Below are 25,659 nucleotides of genomic sequence, written 5' to 3'. Positions count from 1 at the left end.
TTGATTAAACAGCCGCGGATTCTACAGTTATCCAACATGAATAAAAGTCATCTTGTGTATAAATGAGAGCTAGCGATGGCAGAGTTTGTTTACAGGGAATATTAGGGGACGCTGTAAGTTGCGATATGAGAGGGTAAAAATCAGCTTTAGTGAATAAAAACCAACGGTGATAGCGGCTTTTTGCTTTATCTAAATAGGATAAAGCAAACACAAAACCTATTGTTTATTGGCAGCATACTTCATCAAATTGATATATGAATCCACATAAAAACTATCGCGGTTATTCGCTAAAAACGCTAATAACTCAGCATGTGCTTTGGAAGACACCGATAAGTAATCTCCCCCTACTCCATGGAATACAATATTGACCAATAAGGTCTCTGAAGAAGCATTTCTAATATAATCGATTAACTCCTCTCCTGTTTCTCCTTCAGGATAAATTATCGGTGAAAATCGCTTGTCTGCACCATGGCCTTTTATCGCAGTAAATAGGTGGCTAATTTCACTGAGGTATTCTTGCCCGTCGACGAGCAAATCACCACAAGGAACGGTATAAGTTCGTTCTAATTTACCATCAATGGCTTTAAGGAAAGTATTGGCAAGAGTCAGCTCTTCAACCAATTGGCCCACGCTGTAACTATCAAGATCATGATGCGCAGGTACCCACTCCCGATTGGGTAATGATGCTCGACAAGGGTGATACATGCTGTGGTTACCCAGTTCATGGCCATCTTTAACAGTCGCTCGCCATTCAGCCATGCGAGCATTAATAACCGGAGAGTTTGGCACAATATAAAAAGAAGCTTTAAAGTTATGTTTTTTTAACGCCGGAATGACATTGTCTAACTGGCTATTAAGCGCGTCATCATAGGAAAGGCTTACAGCAAGTTGAGCCCCACCCGGCCAAGTGAATGGCTCACTTGGAGATTCTTCAACAGCAGCAACATTAGCATCAGCAACGACTGCAGTTGAAAGCAGTAATAACCAAAAAAACAATAACGCTTTAATCATTCTTATCAGCCTTTGTTACAATCATTCAAATCCCCTTTTAGCCATATATCAAGCACAGCTTACTTTGACACACTTAACCCAGATGTCACTATTACAATCTACTGACATTATTCAGTCTAAGCCAATAAACGCATATCTATTTTTCTATCTCTAACAAGGACTGAATATCCTACTTTAAAAGCACTATGATTAAAGAGAAGTATCCTTAAGGGGCGTTATCAGTTCAAATAAGATAATCTATTGAGTGCCTTATCAACGTAGTAAACCTAAGAAGCCAATGAAAATGCAGCCTAATGTTGATTTAAATCTGTTAAACATATTTATAGAAGTGTATCGCCTCCAATCCTTCACCTTGGCGGCTGAATCACTCAATATGACACAACCAGGCGTTAGTGGAGCAATAAAAAGACTCCGAGAACAAATTGGAACTGAATTGTTTATTCGTGAAGGGAGAGGGATCACACCGACGGCTACCGCGGTAAAACTTGCCAAGGATATCGAAGTCGGTTTAACTCTGATTAATAACGCCTTAAAAAATATCGACAGTTTTGATGCTCAATCATCACACCAATTTACGGTGATTGCCGATGAACCCGCTATGCACCTATTTCAGTCTCGAGTGGCGAATGATCCATCGATGGGGAATTGCTCGATTAAATTTATCCCCTCTCCTGCAACTGATGATGAGCTGTTTAACTTACTCAATTTTCAAAAAGCGGATCTCGCCATTGATGTTAGTACAACAGATAATACCGCCTTTGCATCTAAGGTTTTCTATCAAGAGCAGATGATGCTGGCTTGTAGAAAGGATCACCCTCTGTTTAAAGAACAAATAACACCAGAGGATTATTATGACGCAGAGCATGTCATTCTCAGATTCAAACGTTCTCGCTCCTCTGTCGCCGACCTCTTAACAACTGAAAATCTAAAACCGAGAAAAGAATCATGCGAAGTAGACTCCATCTTTTCTATGATGGCACTGTTATCAAAAAATGATTGCTTGGGCTTACTCACTAAAAATATTGCTGAAGAGCAGGCTGATAATTTTGGTCTAAAGCTAATCCCCTTCCCTTTTGAATCATCCCCAATGCGCCATCAGATGATTTGGCATAAAAGAAACCAACAATCCCTGCCGCACCAATGGCTCAGAAATAAGCTCAATGAGCTGCTTCCGACAGGCCTTTAAAATCACCAATCTAAAATCACCTCTTTGTGCTCACCTTTAAGCCTAGCGCTGATGGATACGTCTTTTTACAACCTAAATCATCACCAATAGCTATGTTAGATATAGACTTCCATAGCTATATCAAATGATTTAGATTGGGTATATTAACGGCATACACATTAAGTAGAAGCTTAGTGAGCCGATTAGACAGGTCTGATTAACAGCACTGGTTTAGCACTTTCTGACTGCAATGAACGGTTCAGAAACTCACTCTGTAAAGCCTCTTTTATTAGATAACTTTCAACATTGGGTATTATTATGAACAGATCTATCATTGCGTTATCCGTTTTATCAGCCATCTCATTTAACACCATCGCCGCCAATCACGACCACGATGACCACTCAGGTCATGATCATGTTGTTATCTCTGGTGATCTGACTGTAGCAGGCAAGCCAGCTTCACCGCATACGGTAAGCGTTAATAACGATTTCGCAGCTGAGCTTAACTTTAAAGATCAACGTGCATTCGAAAATAATGACCGTGGCTTATTGGTTGAACTAAACAAAGCATCAAAAGCGAGCTTACAAGACCGATACTCTCATTTGCATGAAGGCCAGGCTATTGCAGACAAAGCACCTGAGTCAGTGAATCCATCACTATGGCGCCAAGCACAGCTAAACTTTGCAGCAGCTGGGCTTTATGAAGTTAGAGAAGGTATTTACCAAGTCCGTGGTACCGATCTTTCATCGATGAGTTTCATCCGCGGTAAATCTGGTTGGATTGTTTACGATGTATTGATGACCAAGGAAGCAGCTCAAGCATCGCTGGCATTCTTTTTAGACAATGCACCAGAAAAAGACCTCGACGTTGTTGCAATGATCTATTCTCACTCCCATGCTGATCACTTCGGTGGTTCTCGCGCTATTGCTGAAGCTTTCCCAGAGGTCAGAGTTTATGCTCCTGAAGGTTTCATTAAAGAAACGGTTGATGAAAATGTCTTAGCAGGTAATGCCATGAGCCGCCGAGTTGGGATTCAATATGGTTCAACCTTAGGCCAAGCCTCATCAACCGGTGTGGTTGATGCCGCACTGGCTAACGGCTTCTCTCATGGTGAAGTCACTTTAGTGGCGCCAGATTACACCTTTAACAGCAGTGAAAAGTTTGAAACCTATGAGGTTGATGGCCTAGAAATGGTGTTTATGGACACAGCAGGAACTGAAGCGCCATCAGGTATGGTGACTTATATTCCAAGCATGAAAGCAGTTTGGACTGGCGAAATGATGGTGCAAGGAATGCATAACGTCTACACCCTACGCGGCGCTAAAGTACGCGACTCATTAAAATGGTCAAAAGACATCAATGAGATGATATCTGCTTGGGGTGGTGAGGCTGAGTATTTGTTTGGTTCTCATTCAGCACCGATTTGGGGTAACGAAGAGATCAATCAATATATGGCTCTTCAGCGTGACAACTATGGTTTCGTCCATAACCAAACACTGCGCCTCGCCAACAACGGTATGACTATGCAAGATATCGGCACCTTTATTTATGATGAGCTGCCTGAAGAAATCCGTACAAGCTGGCACACCAATGGCTACCACGGCACTTATTCTCATAATGCCCGCGCAGTCTACAACATGTACTTAGGTTACTTTGATATGAATGCGGCTAACTTAAATCCGCTGCCTATTCACGCTGAAGCGGTTAAGTTTACTGAATACATGGGCGGTGCTGATGCTGTTGTTAAAAGAGCCAAAGATGACTTTAAAAATGGTGAGTACCGTTTCGTGTCTACCGCGCTGAACAAAGTGGTCATTGCTGAACCGACCCACAAAGCTGCACGTAAATTATTGGCAGACTCTTTGGAGCAGCAAGGCTATCAAGCTGAAGGTGCAGGTTGGAGAAATACCTTCTTAACTTCAGCTCAAGAGTTACGTGTCGGTTCAATGCCTGGCACACCAAAGTCAGGTTCTGCTGACGTAATGTCTGAAATGAGCGTGACTAACTTGCTCGACTTTATGGCAGTTAAAATTGTCGCCAAGAAGGCTGCTAAAACCCCGTTCACTATGAACCTGAAAGTAGCCGATCTTAATGAAGTCCATTTTGTTGAAATGTCTAACGGTAACCTTAACAACATTATTGTTGAAAATGTACGTGAAGCCGATGCGACATTGAGTATTAACAAATCAGACATTAATGACATCGTACTGGGTAAAACAACGTTAGAAGCATTATTGAAAAATGGCAAAGCAAACATCAAAGGCGATGCGACAGTACTAAGCAAGCTTGCTGCTGCATCTATTGAATTTGACCCATCATTCGAAATATTACCTCGCCCATTAGCAGGTAACGAAGTTGATGCTCAACTGTATAAGTAACATCATTTAGTACACTTATATGATTTAAAGCCCTTTGCTTAACATTAGCAAAGGGCTTTTTTATCTTTAACAAACCGTTATTTTTGAAGCAAAGAAGAAGCCTTATCCAATACTTATAGCGATGAAACCATGAAACTGTTTTTAGCCTCAAATTTATGACAAAAAAAACCACGGTATATACCGTGGCTTATTAATTTAGTCAGCGATTTTAACGATAAAACGCTTCAACTGTGCCTTTCACTGTCATCAATAGCGGTTGGCCACGACGATCTAACGCTTTGTGTGATGCCACTTTAACCCAGCCTTCACTGATGCAGTATTCTTCAACATCAAAACGCTCTTTACCGTTGATAAGAATACGAATTTCATGCTCGAAAACGGCTTCCACATGATGCGGGCTACGAGGATTAACGGATAGGCGATCGGGTAAAGCGGGTAGTGAACTTGAGTCAGTCATAGTCTTTTCTGTAATGAATAAAGCGTACGCTATTGTAGGCAATACAGGCCTCATGCTCAAGAGCTGTGGTCATAATGTTCGTGACTTAGCCAACATCCAAAACCTTTTCTTCCAATGGATAAAGCTCATCAAAGTGTAATGTAAAGTAAATATGGTTGATAAGATCAACTACATTAAGGTAATTTCCCTTCCACAGAAATCACTGCCATAAATCCAGAGCGGTGAAATCAAGCTTTGTGAATGGAAAATATGAAAATAAAAACTTGGAAAGACAATTTAGTTAAAACCCGTTATGTCATGAATGCATGGCTGCTCATTGGCTTTGTTTTAGTTTGTGCACCAAAGGCAACTGGCATTGCGCTGCATGAATGGTTAAGCCTAGTGTTTATTGTCCCGCTAGTAATTCATTTATTGCTGCATTGGGATTGGTTGAAAGCGCTGCCCAAAAAATTTATTAAACAGCTATCAGGTGAATCGCGTTTTAATGCCATTTGGGATCTTATCTTTTACCTTGCCATGCTAATGGTCATATTAAGTGGTTTTTTAGTCTCAGAGGTTATTTTTCCCCAACTGGGTATCCCGTTAGATATTGAGCCTTTCTGGTCGATGACCCACCATAATTTAGGCAATATGCTGATGCCAATGCTTGGTATTCACTTAGCCATGCATTGGAAATGGATTAAAAGCATGACTAAGAAAATATTCAAAAAAACCAACACTACAAAGGTCTACAAATGAAATACATAACTCATAACTGGAAAAGTCGAAGCGTTATCATTCTCACTATTTCACTGGTCATTAGTGCATTGCTTTGGACTATTTCCATGAGTGAATGGGCTATGGGATTTAATGCCCTTACCAGTGAACCTCACAAAGAGCCCAGTATATCTCCAATTATTATCGGTATTGTGTCACTGGTAAAAGTCACAGTAATGACACTCGTCCCAGCCCTATTATGCTATGGGGTAGCGCGCATTATCGAATTGATAAACCGATTTTTTAAAGTTCGTAACCACAATCAAAATATGAAATCGAAAATAATTTTAACCAAGTAAATATAGTTAAAGATGGGCATTGAAGAATATGAGCAAACCAGTGATTCGCTCATATTCTTCAACATTAATAGCCAAAACAATTATTATCCCCAAGGTTATTTTTTAGTTTCCCTTATTCCGCTTCACTAATCACTAATCACTAATCTGTCATTTTATGATCTCAAGCAAATTACTAGATGCTAATACTTGTTAGTATCGCCGCAAATTTTAGTGGGTAATAAACATGCAATTAGATTTAAATGGTATGACGCCAAAGCAATTTCTTGAGCAATACTGGCAAAAGAAACCATTGGTGATCCGTCAAGGCTTTAAAAACTTTGAAGATCTCCTTTCTCCAGAAGAAATGGCAGGCCTTGCTTGTGAAGACGTGGTTGAATCTCGCCGTGTATTTAAGAAAAATGCTGACTGGCAAGCTGAGTTTGGTCCATTTGAATCTTATGAAGAATTGGGTGAAACAGACTGGACGTTAATTGTGCAAGCACTTAATAACTGGGTACCTGAAGCTGAAGAACTGATCCAATGTTTTGATTTTATTCCACGCTGGCGCTTAGATGATGTCATGGTTAGCTATGCCACTCCAGGTGGTGGAGTCGGCCCCCATATCGATCTTTACGACGTATTCATCTGTCAGGGTTCTGGCCGACGCCGTTGGAGAGTAGGCGACCTTGGACCACACAAAGAGTTTGCAGCACACCCTGCATTACTGCACACAGAAGCATTCGACCCTATTATTGATGTTGAATTGCTACCTGGCGATATCTTATATTTACCACCAGGCTATCCTCATGACGGCGTAACCCTTGAACCATCAATGAGCTTTTCTGTTGGTTACCGCACTGCATCAGCAAAAGATATGATCAGCTCTATGGCCGATCACATCATCGACAAAGATTTGTGTAATGAGCAAATTGCCGATCCTGACCGCGGCTTAAGCGAAAACTCAGGCATTGTTAACAGCAGCGATCTTGAGCGTATCAAACAGCAACTTTTTGCCACTCTTGATGACAAGCTAGTCAGCGAATTTAGCGGTCGTTACCTGACTCAATCAAAGTGTGAACTTGATTTACCTGAAGAGTGTTTAGGCTTCCAAAGCTTAGATGTAACTGAGCAACTTAAGCTGCAGCCTTTAGTTAAACTTGGTGGGCTTCGCACCCTTTATTTTGAAGCTAGCGTGGCTGACGGTGTGCTATACATCAATGGTGAACAACTACAATTATCAGCAGATAAAGAAGCACTTATTGCATTACTATGTGATACCCAAGAGCTTACCGCAGAAGACTTAAGCCCTTGGCTACAAGACAATCAAATGGTTGAGCAATTAACCACATGGGTTAATGCGGGTTATTGGTACTTTGACGAAATAGATTAAGCTGGCCTCATAGTGTACAACCTAGACACTATAAAATAGTTGATATAAATGGTTCAAAGACAACAGTCTCTGAACCATTTTTTCACCTATTATTTAACACTGCTCACTCAAATAATGAATCCTACTCCTATCAAATTTGATCAATAAGCAAAATTAAACCGATAAGTAAGAGATAGCCTGTACGAGGCATAACATAATGATACATCCTTAAAATATCCATATTTTCATATTGTTAAAACTTATAACTGCCCCTATAAAGCCAAGATGACTGATAGTTAATGAAGTAATTTTTACTGAAATGCTAACCTAGCCGCAAATGACTTATTGCGTCATTAGTAACCCTTATAAATCAAAATAAATGCCCTTGATTACCGCCCAATAGATTTAAGGAAACACCATGCTCGATATAATGCTTTCTATTTGGCATCAAGATTTTGATGTCTTACTGGACATGGTTTCAATTCACCATTTGATGTTAATTTTAGCGTTAATTTTGCTGTTAGAATCAAGCTTTGTATTTTTACCATTACCAGGTGATGGCTTGGTTCTTTTTGTCGGTGGATTAGTGGGTCTTGGAGTCGTAGATTTTCAGTATGCCTTTATTTTACTGAGCTTTACTGCCGGATTAGGTTCTATTGTGGCCTATTTACAAGGACGTTTACTTTCTCAGCATCCTATCATTAGTAAAGTTGAAAAATGCCTGCCAGATAACGCATTAGATAGAGCCTCGGGCTTATTAGAGAAATATGGCTTTTTAGCCTTATTTATCTCGCGCTTCATTCCATTTGTAAGAGTGATAACGCCTATGGTTATGGGGATCAGGAAGTTAAGCAGTAAACGTACTATATTGATGAGTTTTTCAAGTTCAATCGTGTGGGTATGTTGCCTGTTATTTGTTGGTCGCTGGGTGATGAATAATCCCATTCTCAGTGAGTATCAAGAGTTACTGAACAAAGCATTTATACTCATTAGTTTAAGTTTAATGATATCTGCGACCGTCGCTATGATCATTCGTTTTATGAGAAAAACGGCTAAAAGTAAACTTGTCTAGCCGCGACTTAATGTGTCGCTGTAGAGAGAAAAATTAGCTATCGCGCCTAAGAATACGATTCATAAAAGATAGATATTAAAAAAGGTTCAGAGACATAAGTCGCTGAACCTTTTTTAATATCACTAACAGAATCATTTACCACAATCACAAAAGACTAAGTTGATAAAAATCAAATACAACGGCTAAAAACACCGTAAAAATCAGTCTATGGTTGATGAATTACTCATTTTTTTACGATAGTTTTCTTCTACCAAATCAAGTCTGGCCGTAAAATCTAACAGATGTTTACGCATTTCAGCTTCGGCTGCAGCTTCATCATTGGCGATGACAGCTTTTATTATGGGATCATGAAGCCCTGCTGGATGCATTTCATCGTGATCGGGTTCAAATTGCTGAGCTGTACCACCGATAACTTTAAGTAGAGATTTGACTATTCCGGCTAAAAACCGATTACCCGACATATCAGCTAAAATGTAATGTACATTTTGACGTAATTGTACTGTTTCAGCATATTCAAGAATATTGACTTCGTTTGCACAGGCTTCTAATAATTTATCAGCCATTTCAGGAGTGCAATTTCGAGCAGCTAAACCTGCAACCATAGGCTCAATCAGTTGCCTGGTATTACATACTTCAGAAAAAGACATCTGATCCATGAGGAACAACTCTTGGCAAACATTGATAAGTCGCTCAAAAGTAATACTCTTAACAAAAGCACCGCCCATTGCCCCTTGTTTTATCTCAACAAGACCACTGGCTTCTAAACCTCTTATTGCTTCACGCACCACAGTTCGACTTACCTGAAAAGACGCTACCAGCTCTCGTTCTGATGGCAGCTTATCACCCGCAACATAATGGCCTTGAAAAATAGCATCTTTGAGTTGTTTACTGATTTCATCAGATGCTTTTAATTGTTTGACTGGCTTAAAGTCCATCACGCTTGGTCCTAAATTTTACAATGACGCTAATCATATCAGTCCATTCAATTCCATAATAGCGACGTTACCCCATATCACTACATACTTACGTTAAAACTTATTTAGCAACGACACACGATCAAGCTGCTGAATTAGTGGTTATTCAACCATTTAAACTATACATAACTCCCTTTCATTTTCGATTAGCACATCGATATGGCATGCAAACCAAAAAGCAGTCGATAACCATCAATGATCAACAGCAACGACTTCTATAGTCACATTTAAAGTCACATAGTTTATCAACACTCTGTACCTCGATTAAAATCATACGGTTATCACCCCCACAAACCACCAGCCAATTGCAAAAAATGAGATAAATTATTGTTTATAAACAAAATGTCAGAGAGTTACTGTTACTAGAATCCTACTGTTAGATATTCCTACCTACACCAGAACATTAGCAAATCACAATCCATTTACTTATTAGATCACAAAATAACTTTTTTTTGAGAGCTGTAGCAAATATGCAACAACTAATACTTTCACAGAAATGTCATATGTCATACATTAGCCCTAAAGAGGTATTGGATTAATGTTTAGCGATTGTCATGCAGCAACTTAATCCCTTCCTAAACCAAAATCGCTACCGCGAAACCTACTTTCTGATGCAAGTAGAACACAGTAGCTCTATGGGTTATGACCGGATCCAGTGTCGCTAATAAGGATGTTGCATCCACCCTGAACCACGAGAGCCAAAGGAGTACGAAAATGAGTCAAGACAATTCACAGAAACCTAAAGTAATGGATCAGTACACAGCAAATGTCCTTCAAAACGGTATTTCACGTCGTAGTTTCCTAACTCGTGCAGCAATGGGAACCAGTGCAGTAGCATTTACTGGCCTCACAGGTGGAACTGCAGCAGCTTCGGAAGCATGTAGTGCATCATCAGCGAAAAGTTCTGATGGCGGCGCAACTCTAGAATTCATGCCAAAGCCAAAGCAGATTTCAGATAGAGATATCGCTTCAACACAAACCTTTGATGTGGTTGTGGTTGGTGCTGGTGCTTCTGGTGTTCCAGCTGCGCTTTCAGCTGCAGAAAACGGCGCTAAAGTTGCGGTTCTGCAAAAACAATCAATTGTTGTTTCTCAAGGAAACACAGGTTCTGGTCTTGATTTAGCAAAATGTGACAAAGCAGGCGTCGAAGCGATGGTATCGCGTTTGATGGCTGACAGTGCCCATCGTTGTCACCCTGAGTTAGTCAGAGAATGGGCTTATAACTCTGGCGAAGCGATTAATTGGGTCATTGATCGTGCTAAGAAAGGCGGCGCTTCAGTAGAAGACCAAGGTACTAAACCACAGCACGGTATCCGTGGAGTGACAGAACATAAACTTAACTTTGTGACCTCATACTTTGGCCCTAAGCCATACACTGCTGGTGACGGTATGCGTGACTTAGCTAAAACAGCAGTTAAAGCTGGTGTTGAGTTCTTTTTCAACATGCCAGCACAGCAACTGGTTCAAGATGTCTCCGGCAAAGTTATTGGTGTTATAGCCAAAGATCGTGATGGTAAGTATCACAAGTACATGGCCAAGAAAGGCGTAATCTTATCTGCGGGTGATTATCAGAACAATGAAGCTATGTGTAACTTCTTTATTCCTGATTTGAAAAACTTTGAACGTAAGCAAATGGATCGTACAGGTGATGGTTTCTCAATGGCTTACTGGGCTGGCGGCGTAATAGAGCCCGTGGGTCACACTAAAATGTTACATGATTTTGATGCGGGTCCTGCTTCAATGTGTGACATGCCGTTTCTAGCGGTTAACCGCAAAGGTAAACGTTTCGTTGACGAAACTGTTGCCATGTCGCTAATGAACAACTATCTGCGTGATGAAGAAAATGCAGGTCACTATTCTCAAATCTTCGATTCAAACTACATGACAGGTGCAGCTGACTGGCCAGGAAAACTTTACTCTCCAGAGCAAATGAAAAAGTACATGCCTGAAGATCCAACACCTAAGAAAGGCGTGTATGCATCTCTGACTAATACCTACGTAGCCAACACCATTGAAGAACTTGCCGTCAAATTAGAGTGTGACCCTAAAACACTTGCAGCCAGTGTTAAGCGTTACAACGAGCTTTGTAAAACTGGTATGGATGACGACTTCGGTAAACCTTCTAGCAAAATGCTCCCAGTACTTAAAGCCCCTTTCTACGGCATCCACCGCCGTATGCGTGTCTCTACTCTTTGTTCAGGCATGTTGGTTAATAAAAACCACCAAGCACTAGATGCTGATGGTAACAAGATTGGCGGTCTTTTCGTCATCGGTAACTTGGGTGGTGGTTTCTACGGCGGAGTTGATTACCCACTAACAGTATTCGGTCTATCACTGGGTCGTTGCTACACCTTCGGTTACTTAGCGGGTAAATACGTAGCGGGTCTATAGGACACAAGGTCAACCAAAAATGGTTGCCTTAAAGTCAGGCAACCTTATGAAATAAATCATGAAAAATATGGAATAAAACAATGAAGAAATTATCTCTGCGCAACATCATGCTTTGTCTTGCATTGAGCGTTTTCGCAAGCGGCGCAATGGCTAAATCTAGCACCTTATTGGACCAAACTCATGCAGCAGAAGGGCTTAAATGTGCAAGTTGCCACGGTAAAGCACAAATCCGTGAAGCTGTGACGATGACTAAATGTATTAAATGTCATAACACCAAAAAATTAGCAGCTAAAACAAAGGATGTTAAACCTACAAATCCACATAAAAATCGTCACTTCGGCACTGAAACTGATTGTGCGAATTGTCATAAAGTACATCAAAAATCAGAAAACTACTGTAGTGGATGTCACGTCCGTTTTGACTTTGTCGTGCCTTAAGCAAACCACTTCAACAACTTAATATCTCGACCCAAAAAGTTAACAATAACTAGGATGAGAACAATGAAGATGAATACAAAATTATTACCATTAGTTGCTGCATGTTTAGCTGCTAGCCCAGCCTTTGCAGCAGACCCTATCGCCAACTTGTTTAACGATGCGACCGTGAAAGGTCAATTTCAAATGTTCGATTTCCAACGTGATTTCGATGGTGATACCACCGATAGACGCGATACCTCATTTGGCGGTTTGTTTTACTTACGTTCAGGTGAAGCTAACGGCATAAGCTTTGGTACTTCCTTTGCTTCAGCTAACCCTATTTGGGATGCTAACAGCGAAGGTATATATGGCTTAGTCGGCGGTGGTGCGCCAGGTTCGATGAACGAACGTGAAACAATTAACCGTCTTCAAGAATATTTTGTGACGGGCAACTGGTACGACACAAAAATTACCGTAGGTGCACAAGAGTTACGCACTCCTATGATGAATCCGTTTCCGTTACGTGCGATCCCATTCACGTATCGTGGCACCAGCATAGTCAATAAATCTGTCGATAACTTGGCTATTTCAGCCCTGTACATAACTGATTATATGGGTTGGACAAATGAATCGTTCGCCAGTGTTGCTGATGGTATTCAAGGTGAATTAGCCCGAAGTGGTGTAATCGTTGACGTTGAAGACAACCCAATTCTAGCGCTGGGTTTTGATTACACTTTACCGTTTGAAGCTGTAAAAGCAAAAGCAGGTCTATGGCACTACACCATGGAAGATGTCTACAATCAGACTCATTTCAAGTTAAATCTTAGTGGTGATATGGGCGCTGCCAATTGGTACTTTAAGCCGTCTTACTTGAAACAAGACTCTATTGGTAATCTAGATAGCAGCACTGCACAATTTGATACCTATCAAGCCGGTTTCCATCTTGGTATGAAATGGCAAGGGTTTGATGCCACAGTGAAATATGTCACCACAGGTGAAGGTAATATCATCGCGCCATTTGGTGATGAGAAAGTCATTATTCAACAAGTTGTACAGTCATCACGTGCAAATGAAGATGCATACGGTGCACAACTCGCTTATCGCTTTGCGCCGAGTTCAGCACTCAATGGTGTAAGTGCTTACCTAAACTACGCAAGCTATGAAATCGATGGTGATTCAAGCCAGGACATTGACGAAACCGATATATCAGTTCGTTATGACCTTGCTGAATACGTAGAAGGATTAAGTGTACGCGCTCGTCATGCCATTGTTAATTATGCAACTGGTGATGATTTAGCTGACACGCGTTTTTACGTCTACTACAAATTCGAGATCTAAGTTCGAAATTTACGTTTCAATTTCATCACTGTACTACCCTTTAAAATTTACTATCTTTGATTAAGCCAGTTGGGTCTTCCAACTGGTCTTTTTTTATCTGCATCCATCTTCGAGTGTAGAGCAAAATCAACTAACGACGATGAGTTGTTTTTTGTTCTATCAGACAGATACACATTCCTTCCTGGTGATAAATATCACGCTTTAGTATAAAAATGCCTAATGTTTACAGTCCAGAAGCCGTTATAGTTGATGCCTTAGATTTGGAACCAACCAAACCAACAAACACACAGCCTAGAAAATAGATGTGTAGGAGCTGTATTCATGAATTTTTTGTCTAACTTATCAATTCGTAATAAGTTAATAACTGCAATACTTTTGGCGGTTATAGTGTCGTCTGGTGTTGTCGCATTTGTAGGGCAAACGAGTGCCAAACAATTGCTATCAGCACGCATAGAACAGTCGGATATGCCTAACCTAGTACAACGCATCCGTAATGCTATTGATGGCGAAATCAACCAGATGAAAGTGATTACGCAATCTGTTGCTAATAACAGCATGATCGAATTATGGATTGAGCAAGGCGAAAGCGCCGAAGGTGAAGAGTATTTACTTCAATATTTAGCGCAAACTGCGCGTGATAATGGTTTTAGGAACGTCTCTTTTGCCGATAAAAACACCCATAAATATTGGAATCAAAATGGTTTTTTACGGGTAATGGACCCTGGTCACGATAAGTGGTTCTTTCGCTTTAAAGACAGCGATGAAAAACAATCAATTAGTATCTATCATGATAGTACTGGTGGCACCGATATTATTATAAATTATAAACAAACCAATGGATTGGGAATGGCTGGAGTATCGAAACCTTATGATGCTATGGTCGCTTACCTCAACAGCTTCCAGATTGAACAAACTGGCTTTGTTTATCTTGTGGATGGTAACGGTGTTATCAAGGTTCACAACAGCATAGGTTATAAAGAAGAAAAAAACCTTGCTGACATATACCCTTCTATTAATAGCCAACAACTGCTAAATAAAAATGACTATGCATTTACAACGGTCGATGAGCAACTCGTTGCATCAAGTTATATTCCAAGTCTGGGTTGGTATGTCATTGCACAGGTACCAACGCAAGAGCTATATGCAGGTCTAAATACCTCACGCAACAACATCTTAATGACCTTTATCGTCATCGCTGGACTCTTTCTACTGATTAGTATTTACCTAGGTAATAGTTTAGTCAGACCCATAAACCAATTGGCTGATACTTTTAAAGAGCTTGGTGAAGGCGAAGGTGATTTAACCCAACGCATCAGCGAGAATGGCAACGAAGAAATGCGCCGATTAGCCCAAGGTTTTAATGCCTTTATCGGAAAATTACATTCTGTTGTGCAGCAGCTCGCATTGACCTCAAATGATGTCAATGCGGCATCAAAGCAAGTTTACACCGATGCACAACATTCTAAAGATTCAGCGGATACCCAGCGTGATGGTGCACACCAAGTGTCAGTTGCCATCAATGAAATGGGCAGCACCATTGCAGAGATAGCTAACAGCGCATCGGTTGCTGCGAATGCGACCACCGAAGCAACACAAAAGGCGCAGCGAGCACAAATTGTGGTCGCAGAATCAAACACCACCATTAAAGAAATGGCCTCTAATATGGAAGGTGTATCAGCTAACATCGTTATATTGGCTGAAAAGAGTGACTCTATATCCAGCGTGTTAGATGTGATCCGTGGTATCTCAGAGCAAACCAACTTATTGGCATTAAACGCAGCAATTGAAGCCGCGCGAGCGGGTGAGCAAGGCCGTGGCTTTGCTGTAGTAGCTGACGAGGTTCGTAATCTAGCCCAACGTACCAATGAATCCACTGATGTCATCCATACGATGATATCAGAGCTTCAAAACGGGGCTAAAGATGCGGTATCTTCTGTTAAAGAAGGTCGCGAACATGCTGAATTAGGCGTTGTAGCATCTGAACGAACTCATCAAGCCCTTGAAGAAATCGTTGAAAATGTTCACCATATTTCTGAACTCAATATCCAGATTGCGACTGCAACTGAAGAGCAGTCAGCGGTGATCAACGAGATCAACCAACACGTGGTGAGTATTGGAGACAGCAGTGAAAGCAGTGCACAAGCCTCTGCCAGTATCGAAAGCTCAAGTGATTCGCTCAAATCGATGGCAAACGACTTAGATGGTTTAGTGGGACGTTTTAAGCTTAAATAATTTCAGCGCTATAAGCGTTAACAATATCCATCGCAATAAAGCCATAAGCCAAACTGCCATAGTTTGGCTTTTTATTACCTGACACATAGATGACGATCTAAGTTAAAGAGTAAACTAAAAGGAGTGAGTTAATCAGTCGATGTTTATTAGAAGGCTCAAAACGTGCCTGTCCAAATCTTTTGAAGTTACTTCCTAATAGAATTTGCTAAGACAATTGGCTGAGCTAATTGAATAAGCTTATCGCAATACTGTTATTGCACTTTTACTGTACTTTTTACAGTACCTTTAAGATGCTGCATGAAGTGTTTAAAGTGTGGCATAAAGTCAGCAAATAAAGAATGTTTGCGATTTTGCATCATCACCGGACCTAACAAGCGCAGTGCTACCCCGACTTTGGTTGCAATCGATTCTTCCAAACCACTACCTTGTTTAAGCTTTTCTACAACATCAAATAGATCTTCCCTGTCTTGATAATCAAACTCTAGCGTCCTAGCCGTTTCTTGATCGACATTCACTTCTTCAATCGTGATGCGATAGCTTTTGTCTTTTCTGATTTTAGGGATCATAGGAAGTACCTTGTATGTATATATTTATGTTTAGAGTGGAATAATTAAGTCGCTCAATTAACTTTTTAAGAAGCGTTCAATTCTAGGTTTTATTGTCATAGAAATAATAACAATCAGGATTAATGCCATCGGCAATGCAGTTAAAAAGCTCTCCAACCATACGGTTAAGAACATCAAAACATTATCAAAACCAACATTATTCAATGTGGTTGTGAGCGCCATAGCAGACTCCATCACCACAGCCATAGAAAGCCCAACCACAAGATTGCCAATTTTGTCACTCACGTTAGGGAACAGTGTTTGTATCAACTTAGTGAGTAATGTCATGACGATGACACCAGCAGGCATAACGGTCACAGCAGCGATTAAAAATGAACTTAACCAATCAGAGAAAAAAGTGTCGCTATAACCGACATTAGCGAATGTCATTACCCCCGTTAAAGAGCCTCCCATTAATGTCATCATCGCCAGCACTAGCAAAACTTTGTAAATTACAGGTGTTTTCTTTACCAGTGAATCTGTAGTGAGTTCAATATCAGAAATGGCAGTTGAAGATGGTGTTTTTTGGGAGTTTGCATTGGCTAGGCCTGTATTTATAGCGCTAGAAGTGGGCATGCCAGCCTGTATATTCATAGTGATTATCCATACATTAAATGCATTAATTTAGTTGATAAAATCAACTATAAACCAAATTAATTGATAATGTCAACTAATTTGATTTATTAATAACCACTTCCTCGTCTCACTAATGTAAAAACCTGATCCCTATAACCAGGCATAAGGACGGAATATTCATATTCCAGTCAAACAAAAATTGAGAACTAAATTAAGATCTAAATGGAGAGAAGAATCGAGGACTAAATGGAAAACGAGACAGAGTTTAATTTAAAAATAAGGCATGTCTAAAAGCCATGATGATAGCGTCTTATCATAATTTTCTTAAGATAATTATATTTCATTTTTCACAAAACAAATCTAAACAAAATAATATTACTCATTAAAAATCAATAATATATATAAAATTTAAGATTAGATCACAAATTAAGAAATTGTTGGAGTTGTTCATAACAACTAAAGTAAATATCGCGTTAATCTATTTATTTTAGACTGCTGCTTGCTTTGTTTTTATCTCGTCATTCCAATGCCTTGAGAGTCTTGCTTATCTTCTTTTATGTTAGAACCGTTATTATAGGTGTTGTTAAATGAATAAGATTGGCCTAACTGGTGAGTTTATCAATCCAGTGATAGAAACTGCTTTTCGAAAAGATGAGTGGGATAAGCTCCGTAACAGAATGGTATTTACCAGTTTTGTAGGCGGTTTAATCTACTTTTTAGCTGTCGTTGGCGATTACATGATTATCACCTCACCGCCCATGTTTCACCTCATAGTGCTGATGAGATTGTCAGTATTGTTAATGAGTTTTGTCGTGTGTATTTGTGGCATAAAACTAAAGCAATACACACCAATTCTGAACCTCGTTCTATGCAACTTGTTGTTGCTATTATTACTGGGTGAATCAGCAGAGTTGGTAATTAAAGGTGATTTAATTGAGTATGGCGGTATTCCAGGTGTCTCCCTCCTTGTGCTGCTCTTTTACCTCAGTTTTCCACCACGCTTTATCAGCATTTTAGCGGTATGTTTGACGGGTTCTGGTGCATTTGTCATCACCACGGCTTTATTAGGCTATGCATCCGTTGAATATATCTACACCTCGGTATTATTTCTAATGGTGGTAAATTGTTTCGGCGCTTATGTTTATTTGCAATTTTCAACCATTCGCCGTCGTGAATTCAGCGCACTTGAAGAGCTTAAAATAAATGCAGAGATTGATGGATTAACCCAAGTCTATAATCGTCGAAAGGTGTTAGAACTGGGCGATAATGATGTCGACAATGCGATTAATCATGGTCATGAATACTCGGTCATTATGGTTGATGTGGATAACTTCAAAAGCATTAATGATACTTACGGCCATGCTATTGGCGACCAAGTATTATCAGAAATCGCCAGCCGATGCCGAAATGTCCTGCGGGAATTTGATATTTTCGGCAGATTTGGTGGTGAGGAGTTTGTCGTTTTTTTACCTCAGACCAACATCAATACCGCACTTATTGTTGGGGAGCGCCTTCGCAATGAAATTTCAGCAACCCCTTTTAACACCAATCAATTTTCATTTTTTGTCACTATTAGCCTTGGTGCTGCGGCATTGACTGAAGTTAAAGAAGCCCCAAGAAAACTGTTAGAAATGGCCGATGAGGCATTATATACAGCCAAGAGAACAGGTAAAAATAAAGTCTGTGCATGCCGTTATCAGTAAAAAATAGACAACTATATGGAGATGATATAAATCATCAAACTGTCAACTTTAAGCCCATATCGAGGCCGCTAGAATAATTTATTCATATGCTAATAACGAGGTAAAAACTGTAAAGTCAGGCAAATAACGTTTAAAGCGATTTTTGTGTCAGTAATAATCGTTGACACAGTTTGACAAAATCTGATGATGTCACAATACCAATCACTTTGTTTTGATCATCAACCACAGGCAGACAGCCAAGTTTGTTATCGATAAAATATTGCACCACAATCGTTAACGGCTCATCTAAACCTAACTTTTGCTCCTGAGTTTCCATAACTTCAGCAATCGGGGTATAACGCTCTTTTCTATCTAATGCGCCTTTGCCATATTTATTGAGCATACTTAATACGCTGGCAATCATCTTTTTGTGGGTCAACATTCCAATGAACTGCCCATTCGTTTCTGAAATCACTGGCAGATGACGAACATTACGACTTTGCATCAGTTGATGAGCATCTTTAAGACTTGCTTCATCACTAATGCAAACAGGTTTGTGAGTCATGATATCGCATACTTTCATTGGCTTATCCCATTATCGATTAATGCTGAAATACTAATCAAAACCTCATTAAATAGCTAGCGATGTGTACTCATGCTTTTGAAGATAAATACAGAGGGTGGCCTAACCTAGAAAACGCCACCTAGCATAATAAACGTCATAAAATAGAGTAGAACAGGCAACACATTGTACGAGGACAAGAATAAATAACCACCATTCAAAGCTACCGAATATGCTTTATTCAGCTCCGCTTATTTTAACTCTTATTTTAAAAGTCAGAATAACAATTGCTCTGCCCTGAAATGCTTAAAATTGATTTACTACAATTCAATCCTCATGTGCAAATCATTGATTTTATGCCTGTAAATTTTTATTTACCTACGACTAATGTCTGAGACTTAAACGCGGTTTATTGATCGCTATGCCTACCGCGTTCAGATAAGGTATTTCTAATTTATACGAAGTAGCACTTTTTAGTGAGTGTGTAATAGGAATAATATGAGCAGTAATTCTGAATCCTTACTTGATCAAAAAAGTGAACCTCAAAATAATAAAACCCAAACAAACGAAGACGCACTGAACTACCAGCAACAACATAAACCCCGTTCAGCGTTTAATAGCCGCGATGAATATTTAGAACACGAATTACAAATAATGGACCCCAAACGCTGGCGTCCTAATCTTCCTTTTAAAGATTATCGCTTTGAACTAGAAGACTCGATTCCAGCCATGGCTGCCACAATCGGTAAAGTGGTGATGGTCGGCGCAATTGCCACCACCTTTGCCACATCCCTAGGACTTGATGAGAGCTTTATATTAGAAAATGTCAGATATGAATTAATCATTGCTTCATTCTTCATTATTATTTTTTCTGGTTTTTTATTACCTACAGCGAACTTAGCGGGCACCCATGGCCCACTCATTCCAATTATTCCTATTGTGGTTGCTGCAGGTGGTCACCCAATGGCTTTTGGGCTACTCATCGGTGCGCTAGGGCTTATCTTAGCGATAAGCAAAGGCGGTAGCATGCTGGCAAACCTAACCAGCAAAGGTGTTTGCGGCGGACTACTGCTGTACCTTGGTTTTGTCGGCACCGCGTCACAGGTTGATAAGTTGTTCAAATGGGCCAACGATATCGGCATGGCGCACATTGCCTTTGTCGTCATTTTTTGTACGATCATTTTATATGCATTGCTTGAACATTGGCGTAAACGTTGGTTAGCAATACCCTTAAGTTGCTTACTCGGCGGCACGATAGCTTTTGCCATGGGCGCACCTTTTGAGTTTCATACAGCACCAGGTTTACCGAACATGAACCCAATGTATTGGTGGGGTGACAATACTGGTTGGATGTTAGGTTTACCGACATTAGAAAGCTTTGTGGTGGTGTTACCTTTCGCAGTGTTAGCCGTTGCTATGTGGTCACCAGACTTTTTAGGGCACCAAGTATTTCAAAAAATAAATTATCCTGAGCGCACTGAAAAAGTACAAATGAACATTGATGACACAATGACCAGTGCTTCAATCCGCCAAACCTTTGGATCATTGCTTGGGGGCGCTAACTTCACCTCATCTTGGGGAACTTATATCGTCCCTGCTGCTATCGCTAAACGCCCTATTCCTGCAGGCGCGTTAGTCACGGCACTGTTTTGTATTATCGCCGCGTTATGGGGTTACCCAATGGATTTAGCCATATGGGAACCTGTAATGTGTGTGGCATTAGTTGTGGGGGTGTTTATACCGTTACTTGAAGCGGGCATGGAAATGACCCGAGAAGGTAAAACAACCCAATCAGCGGCGATAGTGGTGTTCTCATCTGTGCTGGTAAACCCCGCTTTTGGCTGGGCTCTGACCATGTTACTCGATAATCTGGGATTGGTTGGTTGTAAAGACCGTAGCGCAAAATTGACTAAGATGAATCGCTGGATCCTACCGAGCATTATGTTTGTGGTATTAACTGGCGTGATGGCATTAGTTGGCTTGTTACCGGGGATCCCAGCCATCATTCCAGATTTGAAATGATGCGAATTTATTATCATTAAAAAATATCAGGGGTCAGAAGCTGATCCCATTTTAATAGCTAATATCTATCACTGATTTAAATGGATGATTAACAATTTTTACAGGAGTTTGAAGATAACTATTTGCCAACCTAGCCCTATGATGAGTTAACACTCATAAGGATAGTTTGAACTGCTGAGAGATTATTTGTTTAACACAAATTGATCTATTTGATGTTGGGCTAAGGCTTGATCCATTGTGCCCTTGAGTAGTTTGTACATCAAAATAGACGCATCAATTTCAGTTTTACGGTTGGTTAAGCTTTCAATATTCAATCCTAATGGAATATTAAGAGAAATAACGGCGTCTAAAATTTTCAGCAAATTACTGTGATTAACCTTAATTGACTCATACAGAGGATCCGCTGCCGACAAAATACGCTCACTGGTAGCTTCGGGAACAGAGACGCCTAACCAGTTAATAAACTCTAAGGTTTTAGCACTGCCGCAAGGTGAGAATGTTAGAATTATCCTATTCGGCTTAATATTATTGAGCTCACACTCTTCTGCGTAGCTCGTTAACATATCAATAGTGGCTTCGGCGTTATACACCGCCTGAGTAATATAATACTCACAGCCTTTAGTCGCCTTACCTAATAGACGGATGTGTTCATTCTTTTTACTTAAATGGCGCTCAGCAATGGCCACCCCACCGAGGTAAAACTCTTTTGAATGTTCGGATAACACTTGGTAAGCGTCATTTAACGGTAATGAGCTTGCAACCTGAGTCGATGGCGAGCCCACCAGCACTATATCTCTGACATTATTTTGATACCAAGCGCGGGATAACCATTCACTAAACCCTTTTTCATCAAGGCCAGCAACACTCTTATAGGCAATAACAGGCTTACCTGACTTTTGATTAATCAGTTGGGCATAAGTGCCAGAATCATGGGTAGCTTTAAACGGAAAAGGCCTTGGGGTATCAATGCGGCTGGTTTCATCTTGAATATCGTAAATGATCAAACCATCAAAACTAATCTCATCAAGGCGGGCTAACAACTTATCAGCGATAGTACTGACCGATTCGAAATCTGTATCGATTTTTGGTGGGGTTGTACCAATAAAGTAAATCCCACGGTGATGATCGGATGAACGCTGTTTCAATGACTTCTTCATGTTTAGCCGTCTAGATGGATGTTATATCCATTGTGTCTTAAAAAGTGGCCGTTGTTAAGGCTGAATAAGATGATTTTTTGTAATGCTTAAACAAACTAGGTTAGAAAACGATCAAACAGGGTTATTTTTGATGTTAGCCATAGATGCCATGTTCCAATTTGGTTGGGGGATTTATCCCGTTAGTAAGTTCTAGATCTGTTGCTACACTATTAATTAATCCGAAATATTTTGAATTTTTTGAAGGGTGGGCTCCTTCATGTGGGATTCGTATAAAGGGTTGTTAATGGGTAAAAATAGCGTTAATAGCGAGAACTAACTCAACCGATATGGCATGCAGTTCATTAAAACGATAACAACCAACTGAGACAATCAATTTATGCCACATGTTTTTTCAAATAGACGACGTATTTTAAATCTCACCGCCGATAAAAAAGCCCTTAGAGCGCAATTTCGCTGGGAAACAATCAATGCTATTGCTTATAAACTCGGTGGTATCCTTTTTGTTATTGGCAGTTTCTTCTTTTTTCCAAGTCGAGCAGAATATGCAAATATCGGTGGTTATATTTTTCTAGCTGCATCGCTAACTTACTTAGTGGTGAATCTTCATGATATGGCCGAAATAAGGCGTTATTGGAAAAGTCATACCACACATAACCCCGATGAAATATTAGAGTATTTTGCAGGGGCATCTTATCTTTTAGGTACCCTATGTTTTGTGTTTGGCCGTCTCACCAGCTTCCCTCAAGTCGGTTGGCCGTTAATAAGTACCTGGCTGTTTATCATTGGCAGTATGCTATTTGTTGTTGGGGCAGCGGCTAATGTCTTTCTGATTATTAAAGCCGATACGGTAAAATTACTGCAGTTGATGAATCTCACTTCAATTTGTTTTATTGTCGGTTCAGTACTTTACGGCATGGCCTCTATACCTTATTTATGGGCATTTGAATCGCCAAACGATCATTTACTAATTCTTAATTTCCTTGCTTGGCAATATATGATTGGCAGCCTTTTATTCTTATTAGGCGGGGTGTTTAATTATTGGCGGGCGTACTTATTAATACAAGGTCATATAGCAAAACTTCAGCAGTCATAGTAACCGAATTCACAAGTTATCGAGCTCAGGAGCCTAATTCATAGCTCATTAACACCTCTTTTCTATCCAAAAAAAATGTAAAAAACCAAGTTAATAAACCCAGTTAGTAGGTGGGTACATAACTTGGAATATTTTCGAAATAACAAAAAAAAACGCTGTTTACACCTACTTAGTGTTTAAATCCAAACGATTTATGTTATAAAAGAACGATAAAGGTTAAATAAAAATTAATAAAATGTTAAGTGAAAACCCGCTTGTCGTGCAGCCTATGTTAATCAAGACGATTGCATTATTAGTTTGAACGCTGCAAGCATTTTGGGACCTCACAGCAAACTTATATTAACTATACGAAGCTTAAAAAGTACCTAATGAATACTGCACCGATACGTTCAATAGGTGAATTTGCAATGAATAGAATTATAAAATAAAGGGGTTTATATGCGAATCATCCAACTCTTAGCGCTATTAACATTTACTCTCACTTTTTCGCAATCTGCCGCCTCAAATAACGCTAATAACGAAGAACAATCAGTTCTATCGTCCTGCATGTCGCTAAACAAAGAATCTACAGCCATTTCAACTAAGCCCTGCGCCTACTATATTCAGGGATTTCTTGCTGGCTCATTCAACAACACTCAACAGTTTGAGCTTAGAAAAGGTTCAGAAGGATTTGCAGACAGAGCTTACCGCACTCGAGTCGGTAACCTGACATCAAAAAAAGCCCCAACAGAACTATGCATACCAGCTAATGTAACTCGTGATCAGCTACTTGAACGAATAGTCGATAGAACGATTAACGAACTGTCGTCATCGACTAACTCTTTGCAAGGGTTGCAAAGCCAAATTTATCAAGCATTAGTCAAAGAGTCGTCATGCGAACAAGATGACTAACGGGTTAATACAGCCAAAAGTAATAATTTTAAGACACGCTATGTTTTAAACAGCAATTAACTAACACAAAGTATTAATCAATATGAATAAAAAAAATAAAAGCAGTTTTGTTCCAAGCCATAGGCTTAGCCTGATATTAACACTTGCTCTTTTTTGGTGGATTAATTCAAATTACAGTAACCCCCTTTTATTATCACTGGGTGCGGGTTCAATCATGCTGGTTCTTTATATCGCCCAAAAAATGGATGTTATCGACCAGGAAACTCACCCAATTCGTCTCAACGTCAATATGGCAAAGTACACCCTGTGGTTAGTCAAACAGGTGATTCTATCCAACATCAGTGTGGTTAAACATATTTGGATGGGTAATAAGAGCATCAAGCCAACACTCACCACGATAGACACTCGTCAGTGTTCAGATATAAATAAAGTCATCTACGCCAACTCTATAACCCTCACCCCAGGAACCGTAGCAATTGACTTGATTGAGGATCAACTCACTGTTCATGCTTTACATAAGGATGATATCGACACACTAAAAACCGGAGAGATGGATCGCCGGGTAAGGGAGCTTGAAGACTAATGTTAGCTGCTGCCACAATCGCCATTCTTGTTGTTATGTTGCTTGCGATAATTCGCTGTATCGTCGGCCCTACCCTGTACGATCGCATTTTAGCCTTCAATTTTTTTGGCACTAAAGCCATTCTGCTGATTTCAGTTTTGGGCTTTTTAATGGGACGCCCAGAGTTTCTCGACATTGCCCTCGTCTATGCCCTAATTAACTTTATCAGTGTTATCGGTGTGTTACGTTATTCAGATTCAGCCGAGTTCAAAATCACTCCTTATGAAACCCATTCAAACAAGGAGAGTAACAAATGAACTTATTACTCGAAATAAGCAGTGGTTTATGCCTGCTAATTGGCTGCTTCCTGTGCTTTTCTGGTGGAATAGGGATTATACGTTTTCCTGACTTTTACACCCGTATGCATGCTGCAAGCGTTACCGATACCTTAGGTGTAAGTTTAGTGCTGATTGGCTTAATGCTACAAAGCCCCAATGGCTTAGTGCTCATGAAGCTGATTTTGATCTTACTGTGTACGCTATTTATCAACCCATCTGCCAGTCATGCATTAGCAAAAGCAGCACTGCATAATGGCCTGTTACCGCTTCAGGCTAAGCCTGATGATGAGGGAGGGAACACGCCATCGAAGCCTTAGTTGATATAATACTGTT

24 protein-coding genes are annotated in these 25,659 nt (G+C 40.1%); 17 read left to right on the top strand and 7 right to left on the bottom strand.

All coding sequences use genetic code 11. The annotated features are described in order from the left end of the window. Nucleotides 1–216: 216 nt before the first annotated feature. A complete protein-coding gene (locus FPK91_RS17870; RefSeq protein ID WP_144212974.1) occupies nucleotides 217–1,011 on the bottom strand; it encodes a polysaccharide deacetylase family protein in 795 nt (264 codons plus the stop codon). A gap of 277 nt (nucleotides 1,012–1,288) precedes the next feature. Here FPK91_RS17870 and FPK91_RS17865 point away from each other — a divergent pair, with 277 nt between their 5' ends. Continuing rightward, nucleotides 1,289–2,197: a LysR family transcriptional regulator gene (locus tag FPK91_RS17865; protein ID WP_144212972.1), complete on the top strand. Its 909-nt coding sequence runs from the start codon at nucleotides 1,289–1,291 to the stop codon at nucleotides 2,195–2,197. Nucleotides 2,198–2,494: 297 nt separating this feature from the next. Beyond that, nucleotides 2,495–4,555: an alkyl/aryl-sulfatase gene (locus tag FPK91_RS17860; protein ID WP_144212970.1), complete on the top strand. Its 2,061-nt coding sequence runs from the start codon at nucleotides 2,495–2,497 to the stop codon at nucleotides 4,553–4,555. Nucleotides 4,556–4,763: 208 nt separating this feature from the next. Here FPK91_RS17860 and FPK91_RS17855 read toward each other — a convergent pair whose 3' ends face one another. Next, a complete protein-coding gene (locus FPK91_RS17855) occupies nucleotides 4,764–5,012 on the bottom strand; it encodes a DUF3297 family protein (protein ID WP_144212968.1) in 249 nt (82 codons plus the stop codon). 249 nt (nucleotides 5,013–5,261) lie between these two features. Here FPK91_RS17855 and FPK91_RS17850 point away from each other — a divergent pair, with 249 nt between their 5' ends. From FPK91_RS17850 to FPK91_RS17835, 4 genes are all read left to right on the top strand, one after another. Then, the gene (locus FPK91_RS17850) at nucleotides 5,262–5,750 is read left to right on the top strand and encodes a cytochrome b/b6 domain-containing protein (protein ID WP_227006611.1); all 489 of its coding nucleotides are present in this window, start codon (nucleotides 5,262–5,264) and stop codon (nucleotides 5,748–5,750) included. Then, nucleotides 5,747–6,067 carry a hypothetical protein gene (locus FPK91_RS17845; protein ID WP_144212966.1) on the top strand — a complete coding sequence of 107 codons (321 nt, stop codon included), beginning with the start codon at nucleotides 5,747–5,749 and terminating at the stop codon, nucleotides 6,065–6,067. Before FPK91_RS17850 ends, FPK91_RS17845 begins: the two co-directional genes overlap by 4 nt. 223 nt (nucleotides 6,068–6,290) lie before the next feature. Next, on the top strand, nucleotides 6,291–7,436 hold the full coding sequence (locus tag FPK91_RS17840) for a cupin domain-containing protein (RefSeq protein WP_144212963.1): 1,146 nt from the start codon (nucleotides 6,291–6,293) through the stop codon (nucleotides 7,434–7,436). A gap of 397 nt (nucleotides 7,437–7,833) precedes the next feature. Continuing rightward, nucleotides 7,834–8,487: a DedA family protein gene (locus FPK91_RS17835; RefSeq protein ID WP_144212961.1), complete on the top strand. Its 654-nt coding sequence runs from the start codon at nucleotides 7,834–7,836 to the stop codon at nucleotides 8,485–8,487. 200 nt (nucleotides 8,488–8,687) lie between these two features. On the opposite strand, the gene FPK91_RS17830 is transcribed toward FPK91_RS17835, so the two are convergent. Continuing rightward, nucleotides 8,688–9,422, bottom strand: a complete 735-nt coding sequence (locus FPK91_RS17830) for a FadR/GntR family transcriptional regulator (RefSeq protein WP_319593224.1) — start codon at nucleotides 9,420–9,422, stop codon at nucleotides 8,688–8,690. Between the two features lie 753 nt (nucleotides 9,423–10,175). On the opposite strand from FPK91_RS17830, the gene FPK91_RS17825 reads away from it, so the two are divergent. The 4 genes from FPK91_RS17825 (at nucleotide 10,176) to FPK91_RS17810 (ending at nucleotide 15,838) form a co-directional block, all read left to right on the top strand. After that, nucleotides 10,176–11,852 (top strand): FAD-dependent oxidoreductase, encoded by a 1,677-nt coding sequence (locus FPK91_RS17825; protein WP_144212957.1) that lies wholly within the window; start codon nucleotides 10,176–10,178, stop codon nucleotides 11,850–11,852. 80 nt (nucleotides 11,853–11,932) lie between these two features. Next, a complete protein-coding gene (locus tag FPK91_RS17820) occupies nucleotides 11,933–12,289 on the top strand; it encodes a cytochrome c3 family protein (protein WP_144212955.1) in 357 nt (118 codons plus the stop codon). A 63-nt stretch (nucleotides 12,290–12,352) separates the two neighbouring features. Next, nucleotides 12,353–13,606 (top strand): OprD family outer membrane porin, encoded by a 1,254-nt coding sequence (locus FPK91_RS17815; protein WP_144212953.1) that lies wholly within the window; start codon nucleotides 12,353–12,355, stop codon nucleotides 13,604–13,606. A 321-nt stretch (nucleotides 13,607–13,927) separates the two neighbouring features. Beyond that, complete coding sequence (locus tag FPK91_RS17810; protein ID WP_144212951.1) at nucleotides 13,928–15,838, top strand: methyl-accepting chemotaxis protein; 1,911 nt, start codon at nucleotides 13,928–13,930, stop codon at nucleotides 15,836–15,838. 251 nt (nucleotides 15,839–16,089) lie between these two features. On the opposite strand, the gene FPK91_RS17805 is transcribed toward FPK91_RS17810, so the two are convergent. Continuing rightward, nucleotides 16,090–16,404 (bottom strand): DUF3861 domain-containing protein, encoded by a 315-nt coding sequence (locus tag FPK91_RS17805; RefSeq protein WP_144212949.1) that lies wholly within the window; start codon nucleotides 16,402–16,404, stop codon nucleotides 16,090–16,092. A 57-nt stretch (nucleotides 16,405–16,461) separates the two neighbouring features. After that, complete coding sequence (locus tag FPK91_RS17800; RefSeq protein ID WP_227006610.1) at nucleotides 16,462–17,037, bottom strand: DUF2798 domain-containing protein; 576 nt, start codon at nucleotides 17,035–17,037, stop codon at nucleotides 16,462–16,464. Between the two features lie 569 nt (nucleotides 17,038–17,606). Between FPK91_RS17800 and FPK91_RS17795 the strand changes: the two genes are divergently transcribed. Next, entirely contained in the window at nucleotides 17,607–18,722 is a 1,116-nt protein-coding gene (locus tag FPK91_RS17795) for a GGDEF domain-containing protein (RefSeq protein ID WP_144212947.1), read from the top strand. A 130-nt stretch (nucleotides 18,723–18,852) separates the two neighbouring features. Here the strand turns inward: FPK91_RS17795 and FPK91_RS17790 are convergent, their stop codons facing one another. Next, nucleotides 18,853–19,284 carry a CBS domain-containing protein gene (locus FPK91_RS17790; RefSeq protein ID WP_144212945.1) on the bottom strand — a complete coding sequence of 144 codons (432 nt, stop codon included), beginning with the start codon at nucleotides 19,282–19,284 and terminating at the stop codon, nucleotides 18,853–18,855. A 477-nt stretch (nucleotides 19,285–19,761) separates the two neighbouring features. Between FPK91_RS17790 and FPK91_RS17785 the strand changes: the two genes are divergently transcribed. Next, a complete protein-coding gene (locus FPK91_RS17785; RefSeq protein WP_144212943.1) occupies nucleotides 19,762–21,285 on the top strand; it encodes a DUF3360 family protein in 1,524 nt (507 codons plus the stop codon). Nucleotides 21,286–21,467: 182 nt separating this feature from the next. Here FPK91_RS17785 and FPK91_RS17780 read toward each other — a convergent pair whose 3' ends face one another. Then, nucleotides 21,468–22,442 (bottom strand): methylenetetrahydrofolate reductase, encoded by a 975-nt coding sequence (locus FPK91_RS17780; protein WP_144212941.1) that lies wholly within the window; start codon nucleotides 22,440–22,442, stop codon nucleotides 21,468–21,470. Between the two features lie 376 nt (nucleotides 22,443–22,818). Here FPK91_RS17780 and FPK91_RS17775 point away from each other — a divergent pair, with 376 nt between their 5' ends. From FPK91_RS17775 to mnhG, 5 genes are all read left to right on the top strand, one after another. Next, the gene (locus tag FPK91_RS17775) at nucleotides 22,819–23,535 is read left to right on the top strand and encodes a YrhK family protein (protein ID WP_144212939.1); all 717 of its coding nucleotides are present in this window, start codon (nucleotides 22,819–22,821) and stop codon (nucleotides 23,533–23,535) included. Between the two features lie 438 nt (nucleotides 23,536–23,973). Further along, complete coding sequence (locus FPK91_RS17770; RefSeq protein WP_144212937.1) at nucleotides 23,974–24,426, top strand: hypothetical protein; 453 nt, start codon at nucleotides 23,974–23,976, stop codon at nucleotides 24,424–24,426. Between the two features lie 82 nt (nucleotides 24,427–24,508). Next, entirely contained in the window at nucleotides 24,509–25,009 is a 501-nt protein-coding gene (locus FPK91_RS17765) for a Na+/H+ antiporter subunit E (protein ID WP_144212935.1), read from the top strand. Further along, nucleotides 25,009–25,305 (top strand): monovalent cation/H+ antiporter complex subunit F, encoded by a 297-nt coding sequence (locus FPK91_RS17760; protein ID WP_144212933.1) that lies wholly within the window; start codon nucleotides 25,009–25,011, stop codon nucleotides 25,303–25,305. Before FPK91_RS17765 ends, FPK91_RS17760 begins: the two co-directional genes overlap by 1 nt. Beyond that, complete coding sequence (mnhG, locus tag FPK91_RS17755; protein WP_144212931.1) at nucleotides 25,302–25,643, top strand: monovalent cation/H(+) antiporter subunit G; 342 nt, start codon at nucleotides 25,302–25,304, stop codon at nucleotides 25,641–25,643. The genes FPK91_RS17760 and mnhG overlap by 4 nt, the downstream gene beginning before the upstream one ends. The last annotated feature ends 16 nt before the right edge of the window (nucleotides 25,644–25,659 follow it).

Source organism: Shewanella donghaensis (assembly GCF_007567505.1).
Lineage (GTDB): Bacteria > Pseudomonadota > Gammaproteobacteria > Enterobacterales > Shewanellaceae > Shewanella > Shewanella donghaensis.
Note: the sequence above shows the minus strand (reverse complement) of the source record. Positions and strands in the feature narration are given on the sequence as shown.

Excerpts from the sequence above, each read along its gene's own strand:
- FPK91_RS17870 (WP_144212974.1), bottom strand. The coding sequence starts at position 1,011 with ATGATTAAAGCGTTATTGTTTTTTTGGTTATTACTGCTTTCAACTGCA.
- FPK91_RS17865 (WP_144212972.1), top strand. The coding sequence starts at position 1,289 with ATGAAAATGCAGCCTAATGTTGATTTAAATCTGTTAAACATATTTATA.
- FPK91_RS17860 (WP_144212970.1), top strand. The coding sequence starts at position 2,495 with ATGAACAGATCTATCATTGCGTTATCCGTTTTATCAGCCATCTCATTT.
- FPK91_RS17855 (WP_144212968.1), bottom strand. The coding sequence starts at position 5,012 with ATGACTGACTCAAGTTCACTACCCGCTTTACCCGATCGCCTATCCGTT.
- FPK91_RS17850 (WP_227006611.1), top strand. The coding sequence starts at position 5,262 with ATGAAAATAAAAACTTGGAAAGACAATTTAGTTAAAACCCGTTATGTC.
- FPK91_RS17845 (WP_144212966.1), top strand. The coding sequence starts at position 5,747 with ATGAAATACATAACTCATAACTGGAAAAGTCGAAGCGTTATCATTCTC.
- FPK91_RS17840 (WP_144212963.1), top strand. The coding sequence starts at position 6,291 with ATGCAATTAGATTTAAATGGTATGACGCCAAAGCAATTTCTTGAGCAA.
- FPK91_RS17835 (WP_144212961.1), top strand. The coding sequence starts at position 7,834 with ATGCTCGATATAATGCTTTCTATTTGGCATCAAGATTTTGATGTCTTA.
- FPK91_RS17830 (WP_319593224.1), bottom strand. The coding sequence starts at position 9,422 with ATGGACTTTAAGCCAGTCAAACAATTAAAAGCATCTGATGAAATCAGT.
- FPK91_RS17825 (WP_144212957.1), top strand. The coding sequence starts at position 10,176 with ATGAGTCAAGACAATTCACAGAAACCTAAAGTAATGGATCAGTACACA.
- FPK91_RS17820 (WP_144212955.1), top strand. The coding sequence starts at position 11,933 with ATGAAGAAATTATCTCTGCGCAACATCATGCTTTGTCTTGCATTGAGC.
- FPK91_RS17815 (WP_144212953.1), top strand. The coding sequence starts at position 12,353 with ATGAAGATGAATACAAAATTATTACCATTAGTTGCTGCATGTTTAGCT.
- FPK91_RS17810 (WP_144212951.1), top strand. The coding sequence starts at position 13,928 with ATGAATTTTTTGTCTAACTTATCAATTCGTAATAAGTTAATAACTGCA.
- FPK91_RS17805 (WP_144212949.1), bottom strand. The coding sequence starts at position 16,404 with ATGATCCCTAAAATCAGAAAAGACAAAAGCTATCGCATCACGATTGAA.
- FPK91_RS17800 (WP_227006610.1), bottom strand. The coding sequence starts at position 17,037 with ATGAATATACAGGCTGGCATGCCCACTTCTAGCGCTATAAATACAGGC.
- FPK91_RS17795 (WP_144212947.1), top strand. The coding sequence starts at position 17,607 with ATGAATAAGATTGGCCTAACTGGTGAGTTTATCAATCCAGTGATAGAA.
- FPK91_RS17790 (WP_144212945.1), bottom strand. The coding sequence starts at position 19,284 with ATGAAAGTATGCGATATCATGACTCACAAACCTGTTTGCATTAGTGAT.
- FPK91_RS17785 (WP_144212943.1), top strand. The coding sequence starts at position 19,762 with ATGAGCAGTAATTCTGAATCCTTACTTGATCAAAAAAGTGAACCTCAA.
- FPK91_RS17780 (WP_144212941.1), bottom strand. The coding sequence starts at position 22,442 with ATGAAGAAGTCATTGAAACAGCGTTCATCCGATCATCACCGTGGGATT.
- FPK91_RS17775 (WP_144212939.1), top strand. The coding sequence starts at position 22,819 with ATGCCACATGTTTTTTCAAATAGACGACGTATTTTAAATCTCACCGCC.
- FPK91_RS17770 (WP_144212937.1), top strand. The coding sequence starts at position 23,974 with ATGCGAATCATCCAACTCTTAGCGCTATTAACATTTACTCTCACTTTT.
- FPK91_RS17765 (WP_144212935.1), top strand. The coding sequence starts at position 24,509 with ATGAATAAAAAAAATAAAAGCAGTTTTGTTCCAAGCCATAGGCTTAGC.
- FPK91_RS17760 (WP_144212933.1), top strand. The coding sequence starts at position 25,009 with ATGTTAGCTGCTGCCACAATCGCCATTCTTGTTGTTATGTTGCTTGCG.
- mnhG (WP_144212931.1), top strand. The coding sequence starts at position 25,302 with ATGAACTTATTACTCGAAATAAGCAGTGGTTTATGCCTGCTAATTGGC.